This window comes from Nesterenkonia rhizosphaerae (assembly GCF_039544555.1).
GTDB lineage: Bacteria > Actinomycetota > Actinomycetes > Actinomycetales > Micrococcaceae > Nesterenkonia > Nesterenkonia rhizosphaerae.
This window is the reverse complement of sequence record NZ_BAABLW010000002.1, coordinates 33,110-58,697: the sequence shown is the minus strand read 5'-3', so window position 1 is coordinate 58,697 and position 25,588 is coordinate 33,110. Positions and strand designations below refer to the sequence as shown.

Genomic DNA, 25,588 nt, shown 5'->3' with positions numbered 1-25,588 from the left:
TGACAGCTGCCGATTCATCACTGACACCATCCCCCGGAGGACCTGAGACGACGATGCTGACCTACATGATCCGCCGCATCGGCTGGTCGCTACTGACCATATGGCTGATCTCGCTGGTCTGCTTCTTCATCATCCAGGCGCCTCCGGGGGACTTCGTCTCCGTCCTGATGGCCAATATGGAGATGGAAGGCCGGCGTCTCAACGCGGAGCAGGTATCGGTGCTGCGTGAAAGATACGCGCTGGACCAACCCTGGTACGCCCAGTACTGGGCCTGGATCAGCGGCATTCTGCTGCGCGGTGACTTCGGGTACTCCTTCCGCTGGAACCGCCCGGCAACTGACGTGATCCTGGAGCACCTGCCATTTACGCTGCTCCTTGCCGGGGGCGCCCTGCTGCTGACCTGGATCATCGCCTTCGCCATCGGCATCTACACCGCCGTCAAGCGCTACTCCATCGGTGACTATTTCTTCACCTTTTTAGGGTTCATCGGACTCTCAGTGCCGAACTTCGTGCTGGCGCTGGTGTTCATGTACATCGCATTCAAGTACTTCGGCATGAGCGTCGGTGGGTTGTTCAGTCCGGACTATGTGGAGGCCGAATGGTCCCCTGCCAAGGCCCTGGATCTGATCAGGAACTTGATAGTGCCCGCACTGATCATCGCCACAGCAGGTACCGCCGGGCTGATACGTATTACCCGCGCCAATCTCGCCGATGAGCTCACCCAGCCCTATGTGGTGGCGGCCCGGGCTCGGGGCCAGCGCGAGAATGTGCTGCTGATGCGCTACCCGGTGCGAGCCGCTATGAACCCCTTCATCTCCACGGTGGGGTACGCGATCCCCTCGGTGATCTCCGGTGAGGTCATCGTCTCTTCGGTGCTCTCTCTGCCCACCACCGGCCCGGTGCTGCTGGGAGCGCTGCGCAATCAGGACATGTACCTGGCCGGCAGCTTCCTACTGATCTTGGGGGTCTTGACTGTTATCGGCACCGTCATTTCTGACCTGGTCCTGGCATGGGCCGATCCGCGAGTCCGCCGACAGCATTCAGGAGCCGCGCAGTGACCACCTTGGAAGGAACTATCCCCGAGCAGCCCAAGGACCAGGGCCCCAGCTCAGCCGAACCAGCCGACGACGGCAAGCGCTCCTCGCGGTCCCTGATCTGGCGGCGCTTTAAGCGCCACAAGCTGGCCGTGGTCTCACTGTGGATCATTATCGCCGTCTATCTCATTGCGATTTTCGCCGATGTTCTAGCACCGCGTCCGGCGGCCGATTACAACCCTGACTATCCCTATGCTCCGCCGCAGTCCATCACTGTCACCGATCCCGGAGACGGACGCGGGCTCGGCCTCTACGTCCACGGATACACCCAGGAGTTCGACGAGGTCTCTTGGAATCGGTACTACACCGAGAATCCTGATGAACTGCATAAACTCGGGTTCTTCGTCCCCTCCGGTCACGAATACCGGTTCTTGGGCCTTTTCGAGACTGACCGCAAAGTCTTTGCACCTCTTGAGCCCGATGCTCCGTTCTACCTCTTCGGGGCCGATGCCAATGGCCGGGATATCTTCTCCCGGGCCATCTACGGCACCCAGATCTCCATGTCCATCGGACTCATCGGTGTAGTCCTCTCCCTGATCATCGGCATCACTCTGGGTGCCCTGGCCGGATTCTTCAGGGGGCCCATTGATGCGGTGATCCAGCGGATCACCGAAGTCTTCATGTCCCTGCCCACTCTTCCGCTGTGGATGGCATTGGCGGCAGCCCTGCCCCGTGATTGGGGGCCGCTGACCATCTACTTCGCCATTACCGTGCTGCTGTCGCTGATCGGTTGGACCTCACTGTCCAGGGAGGTCCGAGGCAGAGTCCTCACCCTGCGCAGCGAGGACTATGTGGTGGCCGCCCGACTGGATGGAGCCAGCAGAGCCAGGGTCATCCGGCGGCATATCCTGCCCAGCCTGACCAGCCACATCATCGCCTCGGTCACCTTGGCTGTTCCTGCCATGATCCTTGCCGAGACCTCCCTGAGCTTCCTCGGGCTTGGGCTCCAACCGCCAATCGTCTCCTGGGGCGTGCTGCTCCAGGAAGCACAGAATATTCGCAGCGTCATCACGGCACCCTGGCTGCTGATCGTTCCCTCAGCAGCTGTGGTGATCTCCACCCTCGCCCTGAATTTCCTCGGCGATGGCCTTCGCGACGCTGCAGACCCGTATGAGGGAGCCAAGTGAGCACCCCGCACCATGAGAGCACCAGCCCAGGAGTCGATCCGATGACCGAACCGCTGCAGGGACACCCCGCAACGACGGCGACCACCGCCTTAGCCGAACCGGCACTGCTTCAGGTCAACGGACTCACCGTGGAGTTCCCTACTGATGAAGGACTGGTCACCGCGGTCCGCGGCGCCAACTTGAACATTGCCGCCGGGGAGATACACGCCCTTGTGGGCGAGTCGGGTTCTGGCAAATCGCAGACGGCACGGGCGGCGTTGGGACTGCTGGACCCGCCGGGGCGCATCACCTCCGGACAGGTGCTCTTCAGCCAGTCCGACGGGCAGATCCTGGATCTTGCCGACCTCAAGGCACGCGGGCGGCGCATGCGGCATATCCGCGGTGGTGAGATCGGGATGATCTTCCAGGAGCCCGCCCGCAGCCTTTCACCCATGCACACAGTTGGCGCCCAGATTGCCGAAGCCATGCGGCTTCACCGCGGGTTGGATAAGAAACCGGCCTGGGAAGCCGCGGTGGAGGCGCTGCGCGATGTGCGCATTCCGCGGCCTGAACTACGCGCCAAGGCCTACCCCTTTGAACTCTCCGGCGGCATGCGGCAGCGGGCGATGATCGCTATCGCCCTCGCCGGCGAGCCCCGACTGCTGATTGCTGATGAGCCGACCACGGCCCTGGACGTCACCACGCAGGCGCAGATCCTCGGGCTGCTCAGGGATATCCAAGCCGAGCGTGAAATGGCCATTCTGTTCATCACCCATGACCTCGGAGTCGTTGCGGAGATGGCGGATCAGGTCTCGGTGATGCGCCGCGGGGAAGTGGTGGAATCTCAGCCGGTCTTCGACCTCTTCGCACAGCCGCAGCACGCCTATACCCGGATGCTGCTCGAGGCCACGCCAGCGCTGCGCTCCACAACTGCCCGGACCCCCATCCCAGAGGTCGGCTCCACGCCGTCGTCGACCCTTGCCCACTCCTCCGGCGGAGACCAGGAAGGTCCCGCTGCGCCGGAGCCGCTGATCCAGGTCCGGGATCTGACGCGCAGCTTTACCCTGAAGTCCGGACTGTTGGGCATGAAGCGCAATCAGCTCCACGCCGTAGACGGCGTGAGCCTCGATATCTTCCCGGGCGAGACCTTGGGCCTGGTGGGCGAGTCTGGATGCGGGAAGTCCACGCTGGCGAAAAGTCTGTTGCGCGTGGAGAAGCCGAATTCAGGTCAGATCCTGGAGAATCTCACCGATGCGGGGGAGAAGGCTGATGTGGCCACGGCGCCGGAGCGGATGCTGGGGGACTACCGGCAGCAGATGCGCATGGTGTTCCAGGATCCCTTCGCCTCGCTGAATCCCCGGATGACCGTGCATGACATCCTCAGCGAACCGCTGCGGTATCAGCGCGGAGCGGTGTCACAGAAGGTTGATCGCCGTCAGCTGGTGGAACTGCTGGAGTTGGTGGGTCTGGAGCCTGAGCATCTGGAGCGCTACCCGCATGCCTTCTCCGGAGGTCAGCGCCAGCGCATCGGCATTGCCCGCGCCATCGCTACCGATCCGCAGGTCCTTGTTGCTGATGAAGCAGTCTCAGCGCTGGATGTCTCGGTCCGGGCCCAGATCCTCGACCTGCTTGCCAGGCTGCAGGAACAGCGGGGACTGAGCTACCTGTTCATCTCCCATGATCTCTCCACCGTTGAGCATCTGGCAGACCGGGTGGCGGTGATGTACTTGGGACGTCTGGTGGAAACCGCACCGACAGCAGCACTGTTCTCCCGCCCGCGGCACCCCTACACCGAAACTCTCCTCTCCGCGGTTCCGATCCCTGATCCGGTGCGGCAGCGGGCTCGCGCCAAGGTGGAGATCTCCGGGGAACTGCCCGATCCGGCCCAGCGGCCCAGCGGCTGTCCCTTCCGGAACCGCTGCCGATTCGCCCAGGACATCTGTGCCGAAAAGACACCTGAGCTTCGCTCCCTGGATGGTGGCCGGCAAGCGGCGTGTCACTTTGCCGAGGAGCTTGAACTTGCCGGCGTGGCGCGGTGAGCAACGTCGTCGTGCTTAGTGCTAATGTGTGGTGCGCGCCCGTTCTTTAGGGCCCATTTGCCGTGCACTTGCGCGTGCCCTCTTCTTTCCTATATCCTGTAACTTCGCGTCGTCTCCATTTGTCATGCCTTCATATAGCGGTGGGCATCTCTCTGTGACGCTAAGACACGGAATACGACAGGTCTGTGGAAGGATCCCTCTTGGTCGCCTCGAGCACCTCAAATCAAACCGCTGCCTCGGCCCGTACCGCTGGATACGCTGGCCGACTCTCATTCGCAAAGATCCACGAACCCCTCGATGTCCCGGAGCTCCTGGCTCTGCAGATCGAGTCCTTTGACCGGCTGGTCGGCAATGAGCGCTGGGCCGCTCGTGTCGAAGACGCCCGTCAGAAGGGCATCAAGGGAGTCTCCGACACCTCGGGTCTGGCTGACATCTTCGAGGAGATGTCCCCGATCGAAGACTTCCAGGGCACCATGTCCCTGAGCTTCTCCGATCCGGAGTTCGCTGACCCCAAGATGACGGTGGAGGAGTGCAAAGACCACGACACCACCTACTCGGCCCCGCTGTACGTCAAGGCCGAGTTCATGAACCACAACACCGGTGAGATCAAGCAGCAGACCGTGTTCATGGGCGACTTCCCGCTCATGACCGATCGCGGCACGTTCATCATCAACGGCACCGAGCGTGTGGTCGTCTCCCAGCTGGTCCGCTCCCCGGGCGCTTACTTTGAGCGCTCTCAGGACAAGACCAGCGACAAGGACATCTACACCGCCAAAGTCATCCCCTCCCGCGGCGCGTGGTTTGAGCTGGAGATCGACAAGCGCGATCAGGTCGGTGTGCGTCTGGACCGTAAGCGCAAGCAGCCGGTCACCGCACTGCTGAAGGCGCTGGGCTGGACTGAGTCCCGCATTGTGGAGGAGTTCGGTGATTACGACTCCATCCGCGCCACCCTGGAGAAGGACACCTTCGAAGGCCAGGAAGACGCCCTGCTGGACATCTACCGCAAGCTGCGTCCGGGCGAGCCGCCGACTGTCGAGGCTGGCCGCTCCCTGCTGGAGTCCCTCTACTTCACCCCCAAGCGCTACGACCTGGCAAAGGTGGGCCGTTACAAGCTCAACCGCAAGCTGGGCGTGGACAAGGACTTCAGCGACGCTGACGCCTCGGTGCTCACTGAAGATGACATCGTGGCGATGATCCACTACCTGTGCGCTCTGCACGCTGGTGCCCCCACTATCAAGGGCATCCGCGACAGCGAAGAGGTGGAGCTGCCGGTCACCGTTGATGACATCGACCACTTCGGCAACCGTCGCATCCGCGCCGTCGGCGAGCTCATCGAGAACCAGGTCCGCACCGGCCTGTCCCGCATGGAGCGCGTTGTCCGCGAGCGGATGACCACCCAGGACGTTGAAGCGATCACCCCGCAGACGCTGATCAACATCCGCCCCGTGGTGGCCTCCATCAAGGAGTTCTTCGGCACCTCCCAGCTGTCCCAGTTCATGGACCAGAACAACCCGCTGGCGGGCCTGACCCACAAGCGTCGTCTGTCCGCACTGGGCCCCGGCGGTCTCTCCCGTGACCGCGCCGGCATGGAGGTCCGTGACGTTCACCCGTCGCACTACGGCCGTATGTGCCCCATCGAAACTCCTGAAGGCCCGAACATCGGTCTGATCGGCTCGCTGGCGACTTACGGACGCATCAACAACTTCGGCTTCATCGAGACCCCCTACCGCAAGGTGGTCCACGGCAAGGTCACCGACCAGATCGAGTACCTGACCGCTGATGATGAGCTGGTGGCCCAGATCGCCCAGGCCAACGCGCCGCTGAATGAGGACGGCTCCTTCGCTGAAGAAGCTGTGCTCTGCCGTGGCCGCGCTGACGCCTCCGGCGGTGAGCAGGGTGAGCCGGTTCTGGTGGCTCCTGCTGACATCGACTACATGGACGTCTCCCCGCGCCAGATGGTGTCTGTGGCAACCGCCCTGATTCCGTTCCTGGAGCACGACGACGCCAACCGCGCGCTCATGGGCGCCAACATGCAGCGCCAGGCTGTGCCGCTGCTGGAGTCCGAGTCCCCGCTGGTCGGTACCGGTATGGAGAAGTTCGTGGCGGTTGACGCCGGCGACTCCGTCACCGCTCAGAAGGCCGGTGTGGTCACCAGCGTCGCTGCTGATCTGGTCACCGTCCTCAACGACGACGGCACCCAGACGCACTACCCGATCATGAAGTTCCAGCGCTCCAACCAGGGCAACGCCTACAACCAGCGTGTGCGCGTGACCGAAGGCGACCGGGTCGAGTACCAGTCCATCATCGCCGACGGTCCCTCCACCGAGGCCGGCGAGCTGGCACTGGGCAAGAACCTGCTGGTGGCCTTCATGTCCTGGGAGGGTCACAACTTCGAGGACGCCATCATCCTGTCCCAGCGCCTGGTGCAGGACGATGTCCTGACCTCGATCCACATCGAGGAGCACGAGGTCGATGCCCGCGACACCAAGCTGGGCGCCGAGGAGATCACCCGGGACATCCCGAACGTCTCCGAGGAGATGCTTGCTCAGCTTGATGAGCGCGGCATCATCCACGTCGGTGCTGAGGTCGAGGCAGGAGACATCCTGGTCGGCCGCGTCACCCCCAAGGGCGAGACCGAGCTGACCCCCGAGGAGCGCCTGCTGCGCGCCATCTTCGGCGAGAAGTCCCGCGAAGTCCGTGACACCTCCCTGAAGGTGCCCCACGGCGAGTCCGGCACTGTCATCGGCGTGCGCGTGCTCGACGCTGAGGAAGGCCACGACCTTCCCCCGGGCGTCAACCAGGTGGTGCGTGTCTACGTGGCACAGAAGCGCAAGATCACCGACGGCGATAAGCTCGCCGGCCGTCACGGCAACAAGGGCGTCATCTCCAAGATCCTTCCGGTCGAGGACATGCCCTTCCTGCCCGACGGTACCCCGGTCGACGTCGTGCTCAACCCGATGGGCGTTCCCGGCCGTATGAACATCGGTCAGGTCATGGAGATCCACCTGGGCTGGGCCGCGAAGCAGGGCTGGAAGATCGAGGGTGAGCCGGAGTGGGTCAAGAACCTGCCGAACCTCCCGCGTGAGACCGGCCCCACCAAGGTCGCCACCCCGGTGTTCGACGGTGCCGAGCCTCGTGAGCTCACCGGCATTCTGGAGTCCATCAACCCCAACCGCGACGGCGACAAGATGGTTCAGCCCTCCGGTAAGGCGCAGCTCTTCGACGGTCGCTCCGGCGAGCCGTTCCCAGAGCCGGTGTCAGTGGGCTACATGTACATCCTGAAGCTGCACCACCTGGTGGATGACAAGATCCACGCCCGCTCCACCGGCCCGTACTCCATGATCACCCAGCAGCCGCTGGGCGGTAAGGCGCAGTTCGGCGGCCAGCGCTTCGGTGAGATGGAAGTGTGGGCCCTGGAGGCCTACGGCTCCGCCTACACCCTGCAGGAGCTGTTGACCATCAAGTCCGATGACATTCACGGTCGTGTGAAGGTCTACGAGGCGATCGTCAAGGGCGAGGACATCCCCGAGCCGGGTGTGCCCGAGTCGTTCAAGGTTCTGATCAAGGAGATGCAGTCCCTCTGCCTGAACGTCGAGGTCCTCAACGATCAGGGTCACGCATTCGAGATGCGCGACGCTGACAGTGATGACTCCGGCTTCAGTGCGGCAGAGGAGCTCGGCATCGACCTTTCCCGCGCGGAGCCCAGCTCAGTCGAAGAGGTCTGATCCTCTCACCGTCCGGTCGTTTACGGGTCCGCGCTTGGAGCAGCAGCTCAAAGCGCGGACCCGGACCCGGACACTGACGCTCTAAAACGCTTACGAATCTTTGCAAGAGAAAAGAGAGATACGGACTATGTCCACTGAATCCTCATTCGACACGATGCGCATCGGGCTGGCCTCCACCGACGACATCCTGCGGTGGTCCCACGGCGAGGTGAAGAAGCCCGAGACCATCAACTACCGCACACTGAAGCCTGAGAAGGACGGCCTCTTCTGCGAGAAGATCTTCGGCCCCTCCCGGGACTGGGAATGCTACTGCGGTAAGTACAAGCGCGTGCGCTTCAAGGGCATCACCTGTGAGCGCTGCGGCGTTGAGGTGACCCGCTCCAAGGTGCGTCGCGAGCGTATGGGCCACATCGAGCTGGCCGCTCCTGTGACTCATATCTGGTACTTCAAGGGTGTGCCCTCCCGTCTGGGCTACCTGCTGGACCTGGCGCCGAAGGACCTGGAGAAGGTCATCTACTTCGCTGCCTACATGATCACCAATGTGGATGATGATCGCCGCCACCAGGACCTGCCGAACCTGCAGGCCGAGGTGGATCAGGAGATCCGTCACCTGCAGGATCAGCGCGACTCTGATATCGCTGCTGTGGCCAAGGAACTCGAGGACGGCCTGGCCGAGCTCGAGTCCGAGGGCGCCAAGGCTGCGGAGAAGAAGAAGTTCCGCGAAGGCAAAGAGAAGCAGATGGCGCAGCTGCGCAAGCGCTCCGATGCCGAGATCGAACAGATCCAGAAGGTCTGGGACCGGTTCAAGAACCTGAAGGTCGCAGACCTCGAAGGCGACGAGACCCTGTTCCGTGAGATGCGCGCCAAGTACGGCGAGTACTTCGAGGGCTACATGGGTGCTGAGGCTATCCGCCGCCGCCTGGAGACCTTCGATATGGAGGCTGAGGCTGAGCGCCTGCGCGAGACCATTGCCACCGGCAAGGGTCAGCGCAAGACTCGTGCCCTGAAGCGCCTGAAGGTGCTCAACGCGTTCCTGGTCAACGGCCAGTCGCCCACCGGCATGGTGCTCGAGGCTGTTCCGGTGATCCCGCCGGAGATCCGCCCCATGGTGCAGCTCGACGGCGGACGCTTTGCGACCTCGGATCTCAACGACCTCTACCGTCGTGTGATCAACCGCAACAATCGTCTCAAGCGCCTGCTGGATCTTGGTGCACCCGAGATCATCATCAACAACGAGAAGCGCATGCTGCAGGAGTCGGTTGACTCCCTGTTCGACAACGGTCGCCGCGGCCGTCCGGTCACCGGACCGGGCAACCGTCCGCTGAAGTCGCTGTCTGACATGCTCAAGGGCAAGCAGGGCCGCTTCCGTCAGAACCTGCTGGGTAAGCGCGTGGACTACTCGGGCCGTTCGGTCATCGTGGTGGGCCCGCAGCTGAAGCTGCACGAGTGCGGTCTGCCCAAGCAGATGGCGCTGGAGCTCTTCAAGCCCTTCGTGATGAAGCGCCTGGTGGACCTCAACCACGCCCAGAACATCAAGTCCGCCAAGCGGATGGTGGAGCGCCAGCGCTCCCAGGTGTGGGACGTGCTCGAAGAGGTCATCACCGAGCACCCGGTGCTGCTCAACCGTGCACCTACCCTGCACCGTCTGGGCATTCAGGCCTTCGAGCCGCAGCTGGTTGAGGGCAAGGCCCTGCAGCTGCACCCGCTGGTTTGTGCCGCGTTCAACGCTGACTTCGACGGCGACCAGATGGCAGTTCACCTGCCGCTGGGCCCCGAGGCTCAGGCTGAGGCACGCGTGCTGATGCTCTCCTCCAACAACATCCTCAAGCCCTCTGACGGTCGCCCTGTGGCACTGCCGACTCAGGACATGATCATCGGTCTGCACCACCTCACCACCGTTCGCGAGGACGCTGAGGGCGCCGGCCGCGTGTTCTCCACTGTCGGTGAGGCGCAGATGGCCTTCGATCTGAAGGCGCTGCACATCAACGCCCCGGTGAAGATCGCCGTCGAAGGCTTCGTGCCAGGTGATGAGGTTGCTGCACCGGAGGGCTGGGAGCCCGGTCAGACTGCACTGATCGAGACCACCCTGGGCAAGGTGCTCTTCAACGAGCTGCTTCCTGCTGACTACCCGTGGCAGGACAAGCAGGCGGATAAGAAGCAGCTGGGCCAGATGATCAATGATCTCTCCGAGCGCTACTCCACCGTGGTGGTTGCCCAGACCCTGGATAACCTCAAGGACGCCGGCTTCTACTGGTCCACCCGTTCGGGCGTGACCGTGGCCATCTCCGATATCACCTCTGACTTCGACAAGGCAGAGATGATGGAGGGCTACGAGGCCCAGGTGGCCAAGGTCGAAGCCGACTACGGTATGGGCCTGATGGATCGCGATGAGCGCACCACTGAGCTGCAGGAGATCTGGAACAAGGCAACTGCCGAGATCCAGGAAGCCATGATCAACGGTCTGGACTCCCTGAACACCATTAACCGCATGGTCTCCTCCGGAGCTCGTGGTAACTGGCACCAGGTACGTCAGATCGCTGGTATCCGTGGACTGGTGACGAACCCGAAGGGTGAGATCATCCCTCGCCCGATCAAGTCCTCCTACCGTGAGGGCCTGTCGGTTCTTGAGTACTTCATCGCGACCCACGGTGCCCGTAAGGGTCTGGCGGATACCGCGCTGAAGACTGCGAACTCCGGTTACCTGACCCGTCGTCTGGTGGATGTCTCCCAGGACGTGATCGTGCGCGACGAGGACTGCGGCACCACCCGCGGTCTCACTGTGCCGATCGCTCAGCCTGCGGGCCACAGCCACGACGCTGAGGGACAGCAGGACGTGCTGGTCAAGTCCGGCCGCAAGTACGTCACCGACCTGCTGGACGGCAGCACTGAGACTGAGCTGCACAAGATGGTGGAGACTTCCGCCTACTCGCGCACTCTGGCTGAAGACGTGGCCGACGCCGAGGGTAACGTGCTGGCTGAGGCCGGCTCCGAGGTGGGCGATGTGCTCATCCAGAAGCTGTACTCCGCCGGTGTGAAGACCATCAAGGTCCGTTCCGTGCTGACCTGTGAGTCCGCCGTCGGCACCTGTGCTGCCTGCTACGGCCGCTCGATGGCTGCTGGCCACCGGGTGGACGTGGGCGAGGCCGTGGGCATCATCGCTGCACAGTCCATCGGTGAGCCCGGTACTCAGCTGACCATGCGTACCTTCCACTCCGGTGGTGTGGCTTCGGCTGATGACATCACCCAGGGTCTGCCGCGTATCCAGGAGCTCTTCGAGGCTCGCACTCCTAAGGGTGTGGCTCCGATCGCTGAGTCCTCCGGACGGCTGCGCTACGAGGAGGATGACAAGCAGGCTCGCCTGGTGCTGACTCCCGATGACGGCTCGGAGGAGCAGGTCTACCCGATCCTGCGCCGCGCCAAGCTGCTGGTGGACCTGGGCCAGAACCAGGACCAGACCGCTCATGTGGAGGTCGGCACCCAGCTGATCCACGGTTCGGTTGATCCCAAGCAGGTGCTGCGTGTGCTCGGTCCCCGGGCTGCTCAGAAGTTCCTGGTGGCAGAGGTTCAGGAGGTGTACCAGTCGCAGGGCGTGGACATCCACGACAAGCACGTGGAGGTCATTGTCCGGCAGATGCTGCGTCGCATCACCGTCATCGAGTCCGGTGAGACCGACCTGCTGCCCGGTGAGCTGGCTGATCGCTTCCGATTCCAGCAGGCCAACAAGAAGGCCTTCGAGCAGGGTCATCGTCCGGCTTCCGGTCGTGATGAGCTCATGGGCATCACCAAGGCTTCGCTGGCCACCGACTCCTGGCTCTCGGCGGCCTCCTTCCAGGAGACCACCCGCGTGCTCACCCAGGCGGCAATGGAAGGTAAGTCCGATCCGCTGCTGGGCCTGAAGGAGAACGTGATCATCGGTAAGCTCATCCCGGCCGGTACCGGCCTGGATCGGTATACCCAGACCGACGTGGAGCCCACCGAAGAAGCTAAGGCCAATCTGTTCACCGGCCCGAGCCTCTACGGTTCCAGCTTCGACTACGCAGGCGCTGAAGGCGAGAGCGAGTTCCATGCGATTCCGCTCGAGGACTACAGCACTGATGTAGATTTCCGCTGACGCTGACGAGCTGATCGAAAACGCCGGGTTCCCTTCAGGGAGCCCGGCGTTTTCGCATGTGACGACACGACCTGGTATCGTTGACTTGATTGTTTCTGTGTGGCAAAGGACTCTGTCCGGGTTGCGGGGAAGTTGCGCAACGAATGCCACATTTTTGCACGCCTGGGGACTGAGTCATCTCGGCCGCTTCGGCGGCTGCGGCCTCGGACCTGAAGAGTTTCGCATCAGCAGAGACACACCGGCCGCAGGCGGCCCCAGACAACTATTGATGGAGAACGCATAGTGCCTACTATTCAGCAGCTGGTGCGCAAGGGTCGCACCCCCAAAGTTGCCAAGAACAAGACCCCTGCCCTGCAGGGATCCCCAATGCGTCGTGGCGTATGCACCCGTGTGTACACCACCACGCCCAAGAAGCCGAACTCCGCACTGCGCAAGGTGGCCCGTGTCCGCCTCGGCGGCGGCGTTGAGGTCACTGCCTACATCCCGGGTGAGGGCCACAACCTGCAGGAGCACTCCATCGTGCTCGTGCGTGGCGGTCGTGTGAAGGACCTCCCCGGCGTCCGCTACAAGATCGTCCGCGGCGCTCTTGACACCCAGGGTGTCAAGGGTCGCGGCCAGGCTCGCTCCCGCTATGGCGCGAAGAAGGAGAAGAAGTAATGCCTCGTAAGGGTCCCGCTCCTAAGCGCCCTCTCGTCCAGGACCCCGTCCACGGCTCCCCGCTGGTCACCCAGCTGATCAACAAGGTGCTGGTCGACGGCAAGAAGTCCACTGCTGAGCGCATCGTCTACGGTGCCCTCGAAGGTGTGGCCAAGAAGTCCGGCGAGGACTCCGTGGCTGTGCTAAAGAAGGCCATGGACAACATCCGCCCCGCTCTCGAGGTCCGCTCCCGCCGCGTCGGCGGTGCCACCTACCAGGTGCCCGTCGAAGTGAAGCCCGGTCGTGCTACCGCCCTGGCTCTGCGCTGGCTAGTGGGCTACGCCAAGGACCGTCGTGAGAAGACCATGATCGACCGTCTGATGAACGAGATCCTGGATGCATCCAACGGTCTCGGCGCCGCTGTGAAGCGCCGCGAGGACACCCACAAGATGGCCGAGGCCAACAAGGCCTTCGCCCACTACCGCTGGTAAGCCCAAGCAGAACCGAGTTAAAGGGGATTCACCGTGGCACAAGACGTGCTCACTGACCTGAAGAAGGTCCGCAACATCGGCATCATGGCTCACATCGATGCCGGTAAGACCACCACCACCGAACGCATCCTGTTCTACACGGGCATCAACCACAAGATCGGTGAGACCCACGACGGTGCGTCGACGACGGACTGGATGGAGCAGGAAAAGGAGCGCGGCATCACCATCACCTCCGCCGCGGTGACCTGCTTCTGGGACAATAACCAGATCAACATCATTGACACCCCCGGTCACGTGGACTTCACCGTTGAGGTAGAGCGCGCGCTTCGCGTGCTCGACGGCGCGGTGGCTGTCTTCGACGGCAAGGAAGGCGTGGAGCCCCAGTCCGAGACCGTGTGGCGCCAGGCTGATAAGTACAACGTGCCCCGCATCTGCTTCGTCAACAAGATGGACAAGCTGGGCGCAGACTTCTACTTCACCGTTGACACCATCAAGTCCCGTCTGGGCGCCAAGCCGCTGGTGATGCAGCTGCCTATCGGTGCTGAGAATGACTTCGTGGGCGTTGTTGACCTCCTGAAGATGAAGGCCCTGGTGTGGCCCGGCGATGCCAAGGGTGACGTGACCATGGGCGCTGAGTACGAGACCCGCGAGATCCCTGAGGATCTGGTGGAGCGTGCTGAGGAGTACCGCAACGAGCTCATCGAGCAGGTTGCCGAGGCCGACGAGGCTCTCATGGAGAAGTACCTCGAGGGCGAAGAGCTGACCATGGACGAGCTGAAGGATGGCATCCGCAAGCTCACCGTGGCTGGCGAGGCCTACCCGGTCTTCTGTGGTTCTGCCTTCAAGAACCGCGGTGTGCAGCCCATGCTTGACGCCGTGATCGACTACCTGCCCTCCCCGGCAGACGTCGAGTCCATGGTGGGTCACAAGCCCAATGATGAAGAGGTCGAGCTGACCCGTAAGCCGTCCAAGGACGAGCCTTTCTCCGCTCTGGCGTTCAAGATTGCTGCTCACCCGTTCTTCGGACAGCTGACCTTCATCCGCGTGTACTCCGGCAAGCTCAGCTCCGGTGCCCAGGTGATCAACTCCACTAAGGGCAAGAAGGAGCGCATCGGCAAGCTCTTCCAGATGCACGCCAACAAGGAGAACCCGGTGGAGGAGATCCAGGCCGGCCACATCTATGCGGTCATCGGTCTGAAGGACACCACTACCGGTGACACCCTGTGCGATCCGGACAACCAGATCGTTCTTGAGTCGATGACCTTCCCGGAGCCGGTGATCTCCGTGGCCATCGAGCCCAAGACCAAGGGCGACCAGGAGAAGCTCTCCACCGCTATTCAGAAGCTGGCCGCTGAGGATCCGACCTTCACGGTCAACCTCAACGAAGAAACCGGCCAGACCGAGATCGGCGGCATGGGCGAGCTCCACCTGGACATCCTGGTGGACCGCATGAAGCGCGAATTCAAGGTCGAAGCAAACGTGGGCAAGCCGCAGGTTGCCTACCGCGAGACCATCAAGAAGCGCGTGGAGAAGGTCGAATACACCCACAAGAAGCAGACTGGTGGATCCGGCCAGTTCGCGAAGGTGCAGATGAACTTCGAGCCCCTGGACACCACCGAGGGCGAGCTCTACGAGTTTGCCAACTTGGTGACCGGTGGTCGCATCCCGCGTGAGTACATCCCTTCGGTGGATGCTGGTATTCAGGACGCCATGCAGGTCGGCGTGCTGGCCGGCTACCCGATGGTGGGCGTGAAGGCCGAGCTGACCGACGGCGCTTACCACGACGTCGACTCCTCGGAGATGGCGTTCAAGCTCGCTGGCTCCCAGGTGTTCAAGGAGGGCGCACGCCGCGCCAACCCTGTGCTGCTGGAGCCCATGATGTCCGTTGAGGTCCGTACTCCTGAGGAGTACATGGGCGACGTCATCGGTGACCTGAACTCCCGTCGCGGTCAGATCCAGTCCATGGACGACGCTGCTGGTGTGAAGGTCGTCAAGGCACTGGTGCCGCTGAGCGAGATGTTCGGCTACATCGGTGAGCTGCGCTCCCGTACTCAGGGTCGCGCAGTGTTCACCATGACCTTCGACTCCTACGCTGAGGTGCCGAAGGCTGTGGCCGACGAGATCATCGAGAAGAGCCGCGGCGAGTAACTCGTCCTGGCATCGAGCAAAATTTCCCCAATAACCCTGTAATTAGTAGACTTGCGAGAGTTTCAGCCAACTACCCTGTGCGGCTGAAGTAAGTCTTACTGACCTGAACACGTTTCTATAGGAGGAACCTGTGGCCAAGGCAAAGTTCGAGCGGACTAAGCCGCACCTCAACATCGGCACCATCGGTCACGTCGACCACGGCAAGACCACGTTGACTGCCGCTATCTCCAAGGTGCTGGCTGACAAGTACCCGGACCTCAACGAGGGCCGTGACTTCGCATCCATCGATAACGCTCCTGAGGAGCGCGAGCGCGGTATCACTATCAACGTCTCTCACGTGGAGTACCAGACGGAGAAGCGTCACTACGCTCACGTCGATGCTCCCGGCCACGCCGACTACGTGAAGAACATGATCACCGGTGCTGCTCAGATGGACGGCGCGATCCTCGTGGTCGCAGCCACCGACGGTCCGATGGCTCAGACCCGCGAGCACGTGCTGCTGGCCCGCCAGGTTGGCGTGCCGAAGCTGCTGGTGGCTCTGAACAAGTCCGATATGGTTGATGACGAGGAGCTGCTGGACCTCGTCGAGATGGAGGTTCGCGAACTTCTGTCCGACCAGGGCTTCGACGGCGACGACGCTCCTGTGATCCGCACCTCCGGCCTGAAGGCTCTCGAGGGCGACGCAGAGTGGGTCAAGTCCGTTGAGGACCTGATGGACGCCGTGGATGAGTTCATCCCGGAGCCGGAGCGTGACCGTGACAAGCCGTTCCTGATGCCGATCGAGGACGTCTTCACCATCACCGGTCGCGGCACCGTGGTGACCGGTCGCGCCGAGCGTGGCACCCTGGCTATCAACTCTGAGGTTGAGATCCTGGGTATCCGCGAGAAGCAGAAGACCGTTGTGACCGGTATCGAGATGTTCCACAAGCAGCTCGACGAGGCATGGGCAGGCGAGAACTGTGGTCTGCTGCTTCGCGGTCTGAAGCGCGAGGACGTCGAGCGCGGCCAGGTTGTGGCTGCTCCCGGCTCCATCACCCCGCACACCAAGTTCGAGGCAAACGTCTACATCCTGTCCAAGGATGAGGGCGGTCGCCACAACCCCTTCTACACCAACTACCGTCCGCAGTTCTACTTCCGTACCACTGACGTGACCGGTGTGATCGATCTGCCTGAGGGCACCGAGATGGTGATGCCCGGTGACAACACCGAGATGACCGTCGAGCTCATCCAGCCGATCGCTATGGAAGAGGGCCTCGGCTTCGCTATCCGCGAGGGTGGCCGCACCGTTGGCTCCGGCAAGGTCACCAAGATCATCGAGTAATACTCTTACTCACTGATCAGCTGATCTGATTCACAGGACCCCCAGCATCTTCGGATGCTGGGGGTCCTGTGCGTTATACGCTGTCAGGGTTGCCGCGGTAGCCCGTGGTTCCCCGCGGTGGTCAACGAAGTAGATAAGGCGGTAACCAGTCATGGAGTGGCTGACGGTGATTCTGCTGGTGCTGGCCGTGCCCTTTGGCATTGGACTGGCTCTGGGCTACCACTGGGGGCGGTCAAAGACACCGCCGCACCCATCGCCCTACGATGTGACCACACCCACCAAGCCCGCAGGCCACGTTCCCCCGGCGGCTCCTCCCACTGACTGGGCAGTACCTTCGGGCTATCTGACGCCGACCGACCGGCGTCGTGCGACTGGTCAGCTGCCGGTGACTGGCCCGCTCCCTCCGGCTGGTTATGTCCCTCCCACTGTCCAGCTCAGTACAGTGCCTGGGCAGCCTGGCGACTCTGAGTATCCGCAGCAGGCAAGTGCAAGTGCGCTGCCAACGGTTTACCGCACGTCAGCGACTGAGCCGAGCACTCGCAGTGAGTTTCGAGCTATCAATATCGCGCTCTACATCGGGGGACTGCTGCTGTCCGCGGCTGCTTTGGCGTATGTCTCAGTGATGCAGTCACCTGTATTCACCGCGGTGTCCCTGTTGGTGGCCTATGTGGTCTTCGCCGTCGTGGGCTTTGTTCTGGCTGAACGTGTCAGTGTGCTCAAACCGGCGGGGATGGCCTTATTCGGCACGTCCTTGGCCATCCTCTCTGTGGCTGCAGTGCCGGTAAATGATGCCTTCATCGGTGACGGACGACTCACCTGGTTGCTGACCTCCCTGCTGGGCCTGGGTGTCTACAGTGCTGCAGCGCTGCGCCTGGATTCGCGGGTACTGGGATATCTGGCCGTACCGTTCTTCTACTCCGCACTGTTCTCTTCCACCGCAGTGCTGCAGCAGGGACTGCTGTGGTCGCTGGTGCTGATCATGTTGCTGGCCGCCGTGAGCCAGTTCGCGCTGAGTCTGCTGGGGGAGAGGCTCCCCACCATCCTGACGCGCCCCTTTGGGCGGCTGCATTGGCTCGTTGTCCCAGGGGCGGTGGCGGCCGGGCTGCTGACACCGGCGCATATGCGCAGCACGGACTATGTGTTCCTCTTCGCTGCCGCGGGCATCTACTATCTCGTCTGTGCGGTGTGGCCGCCCGTGAAGAGGTTCCGGCTGGGCTACTCTGTGGCCGCCCGGATACTGTTCACTGCTGCCTTTATCAGCTGGTTGCTCACCTTGGGTCTGGGGTATGCCATCACGCTGGCGCTGATCACCCTATGGGCGGCTGCGGTCTACTTCTCTATGGTCTACCTGCCGAGTCGGGTCACCGATCAACCAAGCCCCGAGCAACGCAGCCCCGAGCAACGCAGGCCCGCCCAGCGTGAAGCAGCCTCGGCAGCGCTAGTAGCCGCTCTGGCGACAGCCCTGCTGTCCCAGATGCTTATGGTGTCTGCAGCAGCTGACGAGACACCATGGCTGTGGCTGAGCGTCATCGTCGCAACAGCATCAGCCATGGGTGCCCACGAGATTCTGCTGCGTCGGCCTGGCAGAATCCGCCGGAACGTGCTGCGTGCCTTCCTCATCCTGGCTGTCATCACCTCACTGCCCGGACTACCAGTTCTGGGAATGGTGTGGTTGAGCATCTGGATCCTGGCCGAACGCCGACTCAGCGGCGAAGGGCTGCGCTCAGCAGTTCAGCGTGGTCTTCTCGCACTATGGTGCGCCGGCCTGGGCTGGACTGTGGGGGAGTTCGGAGCTGATATCTGGCTCGGTATCCGGCTCGGGCTGCTGGCGCTCTTCCTGGCAGCAGCCGGTGCGGTCCTGCACTGGGTGCGCCGACCCGATGCCAGGTACCTCGTGGGCGAACCCCTGGCATGGCTCATCCTGATTCCCGCCGTGACACTGCTTCACCGTGCTCAAACCTCGAGCTGGTGGTGGGCTGATCTTGCCACCGCGTTTGTTCTGCTGGGTCTGGCACTCTTGTTGGCTTTGCGCACGCTGAAGGAACCCGTCACCGCGGTGACGGTACCGGTATACGCAGCCCTGGGCGCGTATCTGACCGTAGTTGAGACACTGCAGAACCTCTTTGACGGTCGTATGGGGGCCACGAGTTCGGTCACCGGGTACCTGGGGTCCAGTGTGGCCTTCACAGTCGTGGTGACGCTGGCGCTTTGGATGCGCGACCGGTACCCCAGAGAAGCTAGCGCACTGCGTATGCAGCTGGCCCGAAGTGCCGCAGTGGTGGCGCTGGTCGCTTCTACCGCACCTATGGTGACAGCAGAGCCGGGCCGGGTTCCGGTGCTGGCCTGGGTGGTACCGCTGATGCAGGGCACACTACTGGTCTTGGCCGTTCGCTGGGTACCCCAGCGACTGCGTGTCCACGTGGGCCTAGCCGGCAGTCTCCTGCTTCCGCTGTCTGGACTTTTCGCGCTGTACCAGGCCGAGCTTGATACTGAAACGCTCGTGGCGGGAACTGGACTGCTGATGCTGCTGGCCATTCTGCTCAACGAAGCGTTGATCTTCGGTCGCACCGAAGGGCCTGGCCAGCCTGCACCACGCGGTCCTGACGTGGATCGTGACTGGGCGATGATCCACTACGTCGCTGCCGGCGTGCTGGCCACAGTTCTGGCGCTGGTAGGCCTCGGCGCAGATAGCCCGTTGGTACAGATCACACCCCTTGTGGCGGCGGCAGCACTGCTGACCGCTGGTCTACTGAGAGCGCGACGACTGGGCCTCTACTGGGGTGCCGGTCTCATCGTCCTCGCTGTTCTGTGGTCACTGCGTCAGGCGGTCTTTGGGCTGCTGATTGCCCTGGGTGTGCTCATCATTGCTGCGGCTGTGTGGAGGCTGCTGGCTGTACAGAAGAAGCAGCCGCCAGGGCACAGGCCAGCTGCAGCTGACCCCGGCCAGTATGCCTCTGAGAGCACCGACAGCCGTTGAGACCGGCTTCACCAGGCTTCCGAGCTTGCGAGTCCGGAGAGAACATGACACTATAGACAAGTTGTTCACGATCCGTGTGCCCTGGCGTGCCTGCGGTCCGGATTCGATGAACGGGCAAGCATAACTTTCAATCCGGCTCACTGCGGGTGTTCTGCTGTGCGCAGCAATCGCTGCTCATCTAAGCGACACGCCCGACCGCGGGGGCCGGGGTTCCGGTCAGTCGAGGAACCCATTGCAGCCGCTGATAGCAGCGGCGCACCGTCAACGGTGGTGATGGATTCGGCAGGCAGAGGGACCGCAGATCACGTGTCACACGTGATAGGCAGCCACAACATCAGACGGTTTTCCGGCACCGGATATGGCTCTTTTGAAGAGCTGATCCCCCACGCCGCGCAGAGCTTTTCGATGAGGTCACGTCGCTTCGACGACGTCGCCGCCACATGGCTGCCACGAAGAACGAACGAAGCAGGACTGACCAGAAAGAGGCTCAACGCCATGGCGGGACAGAAAATCCGCATCCGGCTGAAGTCGTATGACCATGAGGTCATCGACACCTCGGCTCGGAAGATCGTCGACACGGTCACACGTGCAGGTGCAACGGTTGTCGGCCCCGTGCCGCTGCCCACCGAGAAGAACGTGTACGCCGTTATTCGTTCTCCCCATAAGTACAAGGACTCTCGCGAGCACTTCGAGATGCGCACTCATAAGCGCCTGATCGACATCGTGGACCCGACGCCTAAGGCTGTCGATTCCCTGATGCGTCTCGACCTGCCTGCAGACGTCAACATCGAGATCAAGCTCTAGTCAGGGAGGTGCTGAGAGAACTATGACCAACATTTCCCGCGTCGAAACCAACGTCAAGGGACTGCTGGGCACGAAGCTCGGCATGACCCAGGTCTGGGACGAGAACAACAACCTCGTCCCCGTCACTGTCGTCCAGGCCGACTCCAACGTCGTCACCCAGATCCGCTCCGAGGAAGTCGACGGCTACAACGCCGTCCAGATCGGCTTCGGCCAGATCGATCCTCGCAAAGTGACCAAGCCGATGGCTGGCCACTTCGAGAAGGCAGGCGTGACCCCACGCCGCCACATCGTGGAAATCCGCACCGCAGAGGCCGGCTCCTATGAGCTGGGCCAGGAGCTCAAGGCTGAGACCTTTGAAGCCGGCCAGAAGGTCGACGTCATCGGCAAGACCAAGGGCAAGGGCTTCGCTGGCGTTATGAAGCGCCACGGCTTCTCCGGTGTCGGTGCTTCCCACGGTCAGCACAAGAACCACCGCAAGCCCGGCTCCATCGGTGGCGCAGCCACCCCCGGACGCGTCTTCAAGGGCCTGCGCATGGCTGGCCGGATGGGCAACGTCCGCCACACCACGCACAACCTCACCGTCCACGCAGTGGACGCCGAGAAGAACCTGCTGCTCATCAAGGGCGCCGTTCCTGGCCCCAAGGGTGCGGTCATCCTGGTCCGCACGGCAGTGAAGGGAGCATGATCAAAATGGCAACCAAGGTTTCCGTCGACTTCCCCGCAGAGGTTTTCGACGTCGCCACCAACAACGCGCTGATCCACCAGGTCGTCGTGGCGCAGCAGGCTGCTGCTCGTCAGGGCACCCACAAGGTGAAGACCCGCGCTGAGGTCTCCGGCACCGGCGCTAAGCCGTTCCGCCAGAAGGGAACCGGCCGGGCTCGTCAGGGCTCAATGCGCGGTCCCCACATGATCGGCGGCGGCATCGTTCACGGTCCGACCCCGCGTGACTACGCCCAGCGCACCCCCAAGAAGATGAAGGCTGCTGCACTGCGCGGCGCTCTGTCTGACCGGGCACGCAACGGCCGTATCCACGTGATTGACGCACTGGTGACCGAGAAGGCCTCCACCAAGGCAGCCAAGGAAGCTCTGGCTTCCCTCGGCGGCCAGGATCGCAACTGGCTGGTGGTCATTGACCGCAGCGACGACGTCGCCGCGCTGTCCACCCGCAACCTGCCCCATGTCCACACTCTCTATGCCGACCAGCTGAACACCTACGATGTGCTCGTCTCCGACGACATCGTGTTCACCCAGGCCGGATACGACGCCTTCCTGGCTCACGCACAGGGCGGCAACAAGGAGGAGGCCAAGTGAGCGTCCTGACCCAGAAAGACCCCCGCGACGTCATCATCGCGCCGGTCGTCTCCGAGAAGTCCTACGCACTGATCGACGAAGGCAAGTACACCTTCCTGGTCGATACTCGCTCCACCAAGAGCGAGATCAAGTACGCAGTGGAGAAGATCTTCGGCGTCAAGGTCGACAAGGTCAACACCATCAACCGTCCGGGCAAGCGCAAGCGGACCCGTTTCGGCTGGGGCTCCCGCAATGACACCAAGCGGGCGGTCATCACCCTCAAAGAGGGCTTTGCAATTGACATCTTCGGAGGATCCGCAGCATAAGGCTGCCGGAACCACTTGATCGAGGAAGAGAATCATGGCTATTCGTAACCTGAAGCCGACCACCCCGGGCCAGCGCGGCTCATCGGTGGCCGACTTCGCAGAGATCACCCGGTCTACGCCGGAAAAGTCCCTGCTGCGCCCGCTGAGCAAGACCGGCGGCCGTAACAGCTCGGGCAAGATCACCACCCGTCACAAGGGCGGCGGCCACAAGCGCCAGTACCGTCTGATCGACTTCCGCCGCGCGGATAAGGACGGCGTGCCCGCGAAGGTCGCTCATATTGAGTACGACCCCAACCGCACCGCACGTATCGCCCTGCTGCACTTCGCAGACGGCACCAAGCGCTACATCCTGGCTCCGGCCAAGCTTGAGCAGGGTGCTGCAGTGGAGTCCGGCCCCAACGCGGATATCAAGCCCGGCAACAACCTGCCGCTGCGTAACATCCCCGTCGGTACCGTGATCCACGCTGTGGAGCTGCGTCCCGGCGGCGGTGCCAAGCTCGGCCGCTCCGCTGGTGCCTCCATCCAGCTGGTTGCTCGTGAAGGCAAGTACGCCCAGCTGCGTCTGCCTTCCGGTGAAGTCCGCAACGTGGACGTGCGCTGCCGCGCAACTGTTGGGCAGGTCGGCAACGCCGAGCAGTCCAACATCAACTGGGGCAAGGCTGGCCGTATGCGCTGGAAGGGCGTCCGCCCGACCGTCCGCGGTGTTGTCATGAACCCTGTCGACCACCCGCACGGTGGTGGCGAGGGCAAGACCTCCGGTGGTCGCCACCCGGTCAACCCCAACGGCAAGCCCGAGGGCCGCACCCGCCGTCCCAACAAGGAAAGCGACAAGCTCATCGTGCGTCGCCGTCGTACCAAGAACAAGCGATAGGAGCCTGGAAACATGCCACGCAGCTTGAAGAAGGGCCCCTTCGTTGATCAGCACCTGTACCTGAAGGTCGCTGCTGAGAACGAAAAGGGCACCAAGAACGTCATCAAGACATGGTCCCGCCGTTCCATGATCATCCCGGACATGCTCGGCCACACCATCGCCGTGCACGACGGACGCAAGCACATCCCCGTGTTCATCACTGAGTCGATGGTCGGGCACAAGCTCGGCGAGTTCGCTCCGACGCGCACATTCCGCGGCCATGTGAAGGACGACAAGAAGGGCAAGCGCCGCTGACCCTCACGGGATCAGTACGTTTGCACTACTTCTGAGAAGACGAGAGAAGGAAAGCAATGGAAGCCAAGGCAATTGCGCGCTACGTGCGTGTGACGCCTATGAAGGCCCGGCGCGTCGTCGACCTTGTCCGCGGCAAGCAGGCCAACGAGGCACTGGCCATTCTGCAGTTCGCCCCCCAGGGCGCTTCGGAGCCGGTGTACAAGGTGGTGGCCTCTGCAATGGCCAACGCCCGGCAGCATGCTGACAAGGCCGGCGTCGCCTTCAACGAGGACGATTACGTCATCACTGAGGCCCGCGTCGACGAAGGACCCACCATGAAGCGGTTCCGCCCCCGTGCACAGGGACGCGCCTACCGCATCAACAAGCGCACCAGCCACGTGACCATCGTGGTCGGCACAGAAGAGAAAGGTGGAGATCAGTAGTGGGACAGAAGATCAACCCCAATGGTTTCCGTCTGGGCATCACCACTGACCACGTCTCCCACTGGTACGCCGACTCCACCAAGCCGGGTCAGCGCTACAAGGACTTCGTGAAAGAGGATGTCCAGATCCGCGAGCTGCTGGAGAAGAGCGTTGAGCGCGCCGGCATCTCCAAGGTCGAGATCGAGCGCACCCGTGACCGCGTTCGCGTCGATATTCACACTGCCCGCCCGGGTATTGTGATCGGCCGCCGCGGCGCCGAGGCAGACCGCATCCGCGGCGAGCTCGAGAAGCTCAGCGGCAAGCAGATCCAGCTGAACATCCTCGAGGTCAAGAACCCCGAGATCGACGCTCAGCTGGTTGCTCAGGGTGTGGCCGAGCAGCTCGCTGCTCGTGTGGCATTCCGGCGCGCAATGAAGAAGGCCATCTCCTCCGCAATGCGTGCAGGCGCCAAGGGTATTCGTATCCAGTGCGCCGGCCGTCTTGGCGGTGCCGAGATGTCCCGTTCCGAGTTCTACCGCGAAGGCCGTGTGCCGCTGCACACCCTGCGTGCGAACATCGACTTCGGCAAGCACGAGGCCAAGACCACCTTCGGCCGCATTGGCGTGAAGGTCTGGGTCTACAAGGGCGATCTGACCGCCAAGGAGCTTGCTGCACAGCAGGCTGCTGCTCCCTCCGGCCGCGGCGGACGCCGTGGACCCGGCGGCGGAGCTGGCGATCGTCGTCGCCGCGGTGCAGGCCGTGGGCGCGATGGCGCACCGGCAGCAGCCGAGGCCGCACCTGCCGCTGAAGGAGGGCAGAACTGATGTTGATGCCACGTCGCGTCAAGTACCGCAAGCCGCATAAGCCCAAGCGCAGCGGCATGGCTAAGGGCGGCACCGAGCTCGCATTCGGCGAGTACGGCATCCAGGCCCTCGGCCCGGCATATGTGACCAACCGTCAGATCGAGTCGGCACGTATCGCCATGACCCGTCACATCAAGCGTGGCGGCAAGGTTTGGATCAATATTTATCCTGACCAGCCGATCACCAAGAAGCCTGCCGAGGTCCGTATGGGCTCCGGTAAGGGTTCCCCCGAGTGGTGGGTCGCCAATGTGAAGCCCGGACGCGTGATGTTCGAGCTGTCCGGTGTCAGCGAGGAGGTCGCCAAGGAGGCGCTCCGTCTGGCAATCCACAAGCTGCCGATGAAGGCACGCGTGATCAGCCGAGAGAGTGGTGAGTGACCATGGCAGTCGGATCCAAGGACCTGACCGTTGAGAAGCTCGCAGAGCTGGACGAGGCGCAGCTGGCTGAGGCCCTGCGCACCGCCAAGGAAGAGCTCTTCAACCTCCGTTTCCAGTCCGCCACCGGTCAGCTGGAGAACTCCGCCCGGCTGAAGGCCGTCAAGCGCGATATCGCTCGCATCTACACGATCCTGAACGAGCGCAAGCTCGGCATTCGTGAAAACGTGGGCGCTTCCGCTGAAGAGAAGACTGAGGACTGAGCATGAGCGAAGCAAGCACTGAAACCCAGGGCACTGAGCGTAACTACCGCAAGAACCTGCGCGGCGTCGTCGTCTCCGACAAGATGGACAAGACCATCGTCGTCGAGGTCGAGGACCGCAAGAAGCATTCCCTGTACGGGAAGGTCATGAAGCGGCACAGCAAGTTCAAGGCCCACGACGAGAACGGCGAGGCCGGCGTCGGAGACATCGTTCTGATCTCCGAGACCCGTCCGCTCTCCGCTAGCAAGCGGTGGCGCCTGGTCCGCGTGGTCGAGAAGGCTAAGTAAGCCTTTTCGCTGCCGCGACTATCAACAGCAAGACCCCGACTCGCCCGACGAGTTGGGGTCTTGCTGTTTATTCGGTATGATATTGAGGCTGTGCGCCCATGCGTGTAGATATCCGTCTGCATGGACAGCGCACATCCCCCAAGATCGCCTCGGCCATCTGCCCATTC

Annotated in this window: 21 protein-coding genes; all 21 read left to right on the top strand. The window is 62.6% G+C overall.

The window, feature by feature from the left end; translation table 11 throughout:
• Positions 1 to 53 precede the first annotated feature (53 nt).
• The gene (locus ABEA23_RS01790; RefSeq protein ID WP_044493853.1) at positions 54 to 1,058 is read left to right on the top strand and encodes an ABC transporter permease; all 1,005 of its coding nucleotides are present in this window, start codon (positions 54 to 56) and stop codon (positions 1,056 to 1,058) included.
• Positions 1,055 to 2,221 (top strand): ABC transporter permease, encoded by a 1,167-nt coding sequence (locus ABEA23_RS01785; RefSeq protein WP_345476389.1) that lies wholly within the window; start codon positions 1,055 to 1,057, stop codon positions 2,219 to 2,221. The genes ABEA23_RS01790 and ABEA23_RS01785 overlap by 4 nt, the downstream gene beginning before the upstream one ends.
• Positions 2,218 to 4,239 (top strand): ABC transporter ATP-binding protein, encoded by a 2,022-nt coding sequence (locus tag ABEA23_RS01780; RefSeq protein ID WP_345476388.1) that lies wholly within the window; start codon positions 2,218 to 2,220, stop codon positions 4,237 to 4,239. Before ABEA23_RS01785 ends, ABEA23_RS01780 begins: the two co-directional genes overlap by 4 nt.
• A 200-nt stretch (positions 4,240 to 4,439) precedes the next feature.
• Positions 4,440 to 7,964 carry a DNA-directed RNA polymerase subunit beta gene (gene rpoB / locus ABEA23_RS01775; protein ID WP_345476387.1) on the top strand — a complete coding sequence of 1,175 codons (3,525 nt, stop codon included), beginning with the start codon at positions 4,440 to 4,442 and terminating at the stop codon, positions 7,962 to 7,964.
• Positions 7,965 to 8,091: 127 nt separating this feature from the next.
• On the top strand, positions 8,092 to 12,075 hold the full coding sequence (gene rpoC, locus ABEA23_RS01770) for a DNA-directed RNA polymerase subunit beta' (RefSeq protein ID WP_345476386.1): 3,984 nt from the start codon (positions 8,092 to 8,094) through the stop codon (positions 12,073 to 12,075).
• 282 nt (positions 12,076 to 12,357) lie between these two features.
• On the top strand, positions 12,358 to 12,732 hold the full coding sequence (gene rpsL, locus ABEA23_RS01765) for a 30S ribosomal protein S12 (RefSeq protein WP_044493858.1): 375 nt from the start codon (positions 12,358 to 12,360) through the stop codon (positions 12,730 to 12,732).
• On the top strand, positions 12,732 to 13,202 hold the full coding sequence (gene rpsG, locus ABEA23_RS01760) for a 30S ribosomal protein S7 (RefSeq protein WP_044493859.1): 471 nt from the start codon (positions 12,732 to 12,734) through the stop codon (positions 13,200 to 13,202). The genes rpsL and rpsG overlap by 1 nt, the downstream gene beginning before the upstream one ends.
• A gap of 33 nt (positions 13,203 to 13,235) precedes the next feature.
• Positions 13,236 to 15,350 carry an elongation factor G gene (gene fusA, locus ABEA23_RS01755; protein WP_345476385.1) on the top strand — a complete coding sequence of 705 codons (2,115 nt, stop codon included), beginning with the start codon at positions 13,236 to 13,238 and terminating at the stop codon, positions 15,348 to 15,350.
• 130 nt (positions 15,351 to 15,480) lie between these two features.
• A complete protein-coding gene (gene tuf, locus ABEA23_RS01750) occupies positions 15,481 to 16,671 on the top strand; it encodes an elongation factor Tu (protein ID WP_345476384.1) in 1,191 nt (396 codons plus the stop codon).
• 151 nt (positions 16,672 to 16,822) lie between these two features.
• A complete protein-coding gene (locus ABEA23_RS01745) occupies positions 16,823 to 19,648 on the top strand; it encodes a hypothetical protein (RefSeq protein WP_345476383.1) in 2,826 nt (941 codons plus the stop codon).
• 495 nt (positions 19,649 to 20,143) lie between these two features.
• Complete coding sequence (gene rpsJ / locus ABEA23_RS01740; RefSeq protein WP_022871716.1) at positions 20,144 to 20,452, top strand: 30S ribosomal protein S10; 309 nt, start codon at positions 20,144 to 20,146, stop codon at positions 20,450 to 20,452.
• A gap of 22 nt (positions 20,453 to 20,474) precedes the next feature.
• Positions 20,475 to 21,137, top strand: coding sequence for a 50S ribosomal protein L3 (gene rplC / locus ABEA23_RS01735; protein ID WP_044493868.1), 663 nt, complete (start codon positions 20,475 to 20,477; stop codon positions 21,135 to 21,137).
• 5 nt (positions 21,138 to 21,142) lie between these two features.
• The gene (rplD, locus tag ABEA23_RS01730) at positions 21,143 to 21,763 is read left to right on the top strand and encodes a 50S ribosomal protein L4 (RefSeq protein WP_044494367.1); all 621 of its coding nucleotides are present in this window, start codon (positions 21,143 to 21,145) and stop codon (positions 21,761 to 21,763) included.
• Positions 21,760 to 22,068, top strand: coding sequence for a 50S ribosomal protein L23 (rplW, locus tag ABEA23_RS01725; RefSeq protein WP_044493871.1), 309 nt, complete (start codon positions 21,760 to 21,762; stop codon positions 22,066 to 22,068). The genes rplD and rplW overlap by 4 nt, the downstream gene beginning before the upstream one ends.
• 34 nt (positions 22,069 to 22,102) lie before the next feature.
• Positions 22,103 to 22,939, top strand: coding sequence for a 50S ribosomal protein L2 (gene rplB, locus ABEA23_RS01720; RefSeq protein WP_044493873.1), 837 nt, complete (start codon positions 22,103 to 22,105; stop codon positions 22,937 to 22,939).
• A gap of 12 nt (positions 22,940 to 22,951) precedes the next feature.
• Positions 22,952 to 23,233, top strand: coding sequence for a 30S ribosomal protein S19 (gene rpsS, locus ABEA23_RS01715; protein WP_044493876.1), 282 nt, complete (start codon positions 22,952 to 22,954; stop codon positions 23,231 to 23,233).
• A gap of 56 nt (positions 23,234 to 23,289) precedes the next feature.
• Entirely contained in the window at positions 23,290 to 23,655 is a 366-nt protein-coding gene (rplV, locus tag ABEA23_RS01710) for a 50S ribosomal protein L22 (RefSeq protein WP_044493879.1), read from the top strand.
• The gene (gene rpsC / locus ABEA23_RS01705) at positions 23,655 to 24,458 is read left to right on the top strand and encodes a 30S ribosomal protein S3 (RefSeq protein WP_260072583.1); all 804 of its coding nucleotides are present in this window, start codon (positions 23,655 to 23,657) and stop codon (positions 24,456 to 24,458) included. Before rplV ends, rpsC begins: the two co-directional genes overlap by 1 nt.
• Positions 24,458 to 24,874 (top strand): 50S ribosomal protein L16, encoded by a 417-nt coding sequence (gene rplP / locus ABEA23_RS01700; RefSeq protein ID WP_260072584.1) that lies wholly within the window; start codon positions 24,458 to 24,460, stop codon positions 24,872 to 24,874. The genes rpsC and rplP overlap by 1 nt, the downstream gene beginning before the upstream one ends.
• A 2-nt stretch (positions 24,875 to 24,876) precedes the next feature.
• Positions 24,877 to 25,134, top strand: coding sequence for a 50S ribosomal protein L29 (gene rpmC / locus ABEA23_RS01695; RefSeq protein ID WP_044494369.1), 258 nt, complete (start codon positions 24,877 to 24,879; stop codon positions 25,132 to 25,134).
• 2 nt (positions 25,135 to 25,136) lie between these two features.
• Positions 25,137 to 25,421, top strand: coding sequence for a 30S ribosomal protein S17 (gene rpsQ, locus ABEA23_RS01690; RefSeq protein ID WP_044493886.1), 285 nt, complete (start codon positions 25,137 to 25,139; stop codon positions 25,419 to 25,421).
• Positions 25,422 to 25,588 lie beyond the last annotated feature (167 nt).

What these genes read in the sequence shown, in the direction of transcription:
- ABEA23_RS01745 (WP_345476383.1), top strand. Translation starts at nt 16,823, where the DNA reads ATGGAGTGGCTGACGGTGATTCTGCTGGTGCTGGCCGTGCCCTTTGGC.
- ABEA23_RS01790 (WP_044493853.1), top strand. Translation starts at nt 54, where the DNA reads ATGCTGACCTACATGATCCGCCGCATCGGCTGGTCGCTACTGACCATA.
- rpoC (WP_345476386.1), top strand. Translation starts at nt 8,092, where the DNA reads ATGTCCACTGAATCCTCATTCGACACGATGCGCATCGGGCTGGCCTCC.
- rpsJ (WP_022871716.1), top strand. Translation starts at nt 20,144, where the DNA reads ATGGCGGGACAGAAAATCCGCATCCGGCTGAAGTCGTATGACCATGAG.
- rpmC (WP_044494369.1), top strand. Translation starts at nt 24,877, where the DNA reads ATGGCAGTCGGATCCAAGGACCTGACCGTTGAGAAGCTCGCAGAGCTG.
- rpsG (WP_044493859.1), top strand. Translation starts at nt 12,732, where the DNA reads ATGCCTCGTAAGGGTCCCGCTCCTAAGCGCCCTCTCGTCCAGGACCCC.
- rplC (WP_044493868.1), top strand. Translation starts at nt 20,475, where the DNA reads ATGACCAACATTTCCCGCGTCGAAACCAACGTCAAGGGACTGCTGGGC.
- rpsS (WP_044493876.1), top strand. Translation starts at nt 22,952, where the DNA reads ATGCCACGCAGCTTGAAGAAGGGCCCCTTCGTTGATCAGCACCTGTAC.
- rplB (WP_044493873.1), top strand. Translation starts at nt 22,103, where the DNA reads ATGGCTATTCGTAACCTGAAGCCGACCACCCCGGGCCAGCGCGGCTCA.
- rpsQ (WP_044493886.1), top strand. Translation starts at nt 25,137, where the DNA reads ATGAGCGAAGCAAGCACTGAAACCCAGGGCACTGAGCGTAACTACCGC.
- rplD (WP_044494367.1), top strand. Translation starts at nt 21,143, where the DNA reads ATGGCAACCAAGGTTTCCGTCGACTTCCCCGCAGAGGTTTTCGACGTC.
- rplV (WP_044493879.1), top strand. Translation starts at nt 23,290, where the DNA reads ATGGAAGCCAAGGCAATTGCGCGCTACGTGCGTGTGACGCCTATGAAG.
- rplP (WP_260072584.1), top strand. Translation starts at nt 24,458, where the DNA reads ATGTTGATGCCACGTCGCGTCAAGTACCGCAAGCCGCATAAGCCCAAG.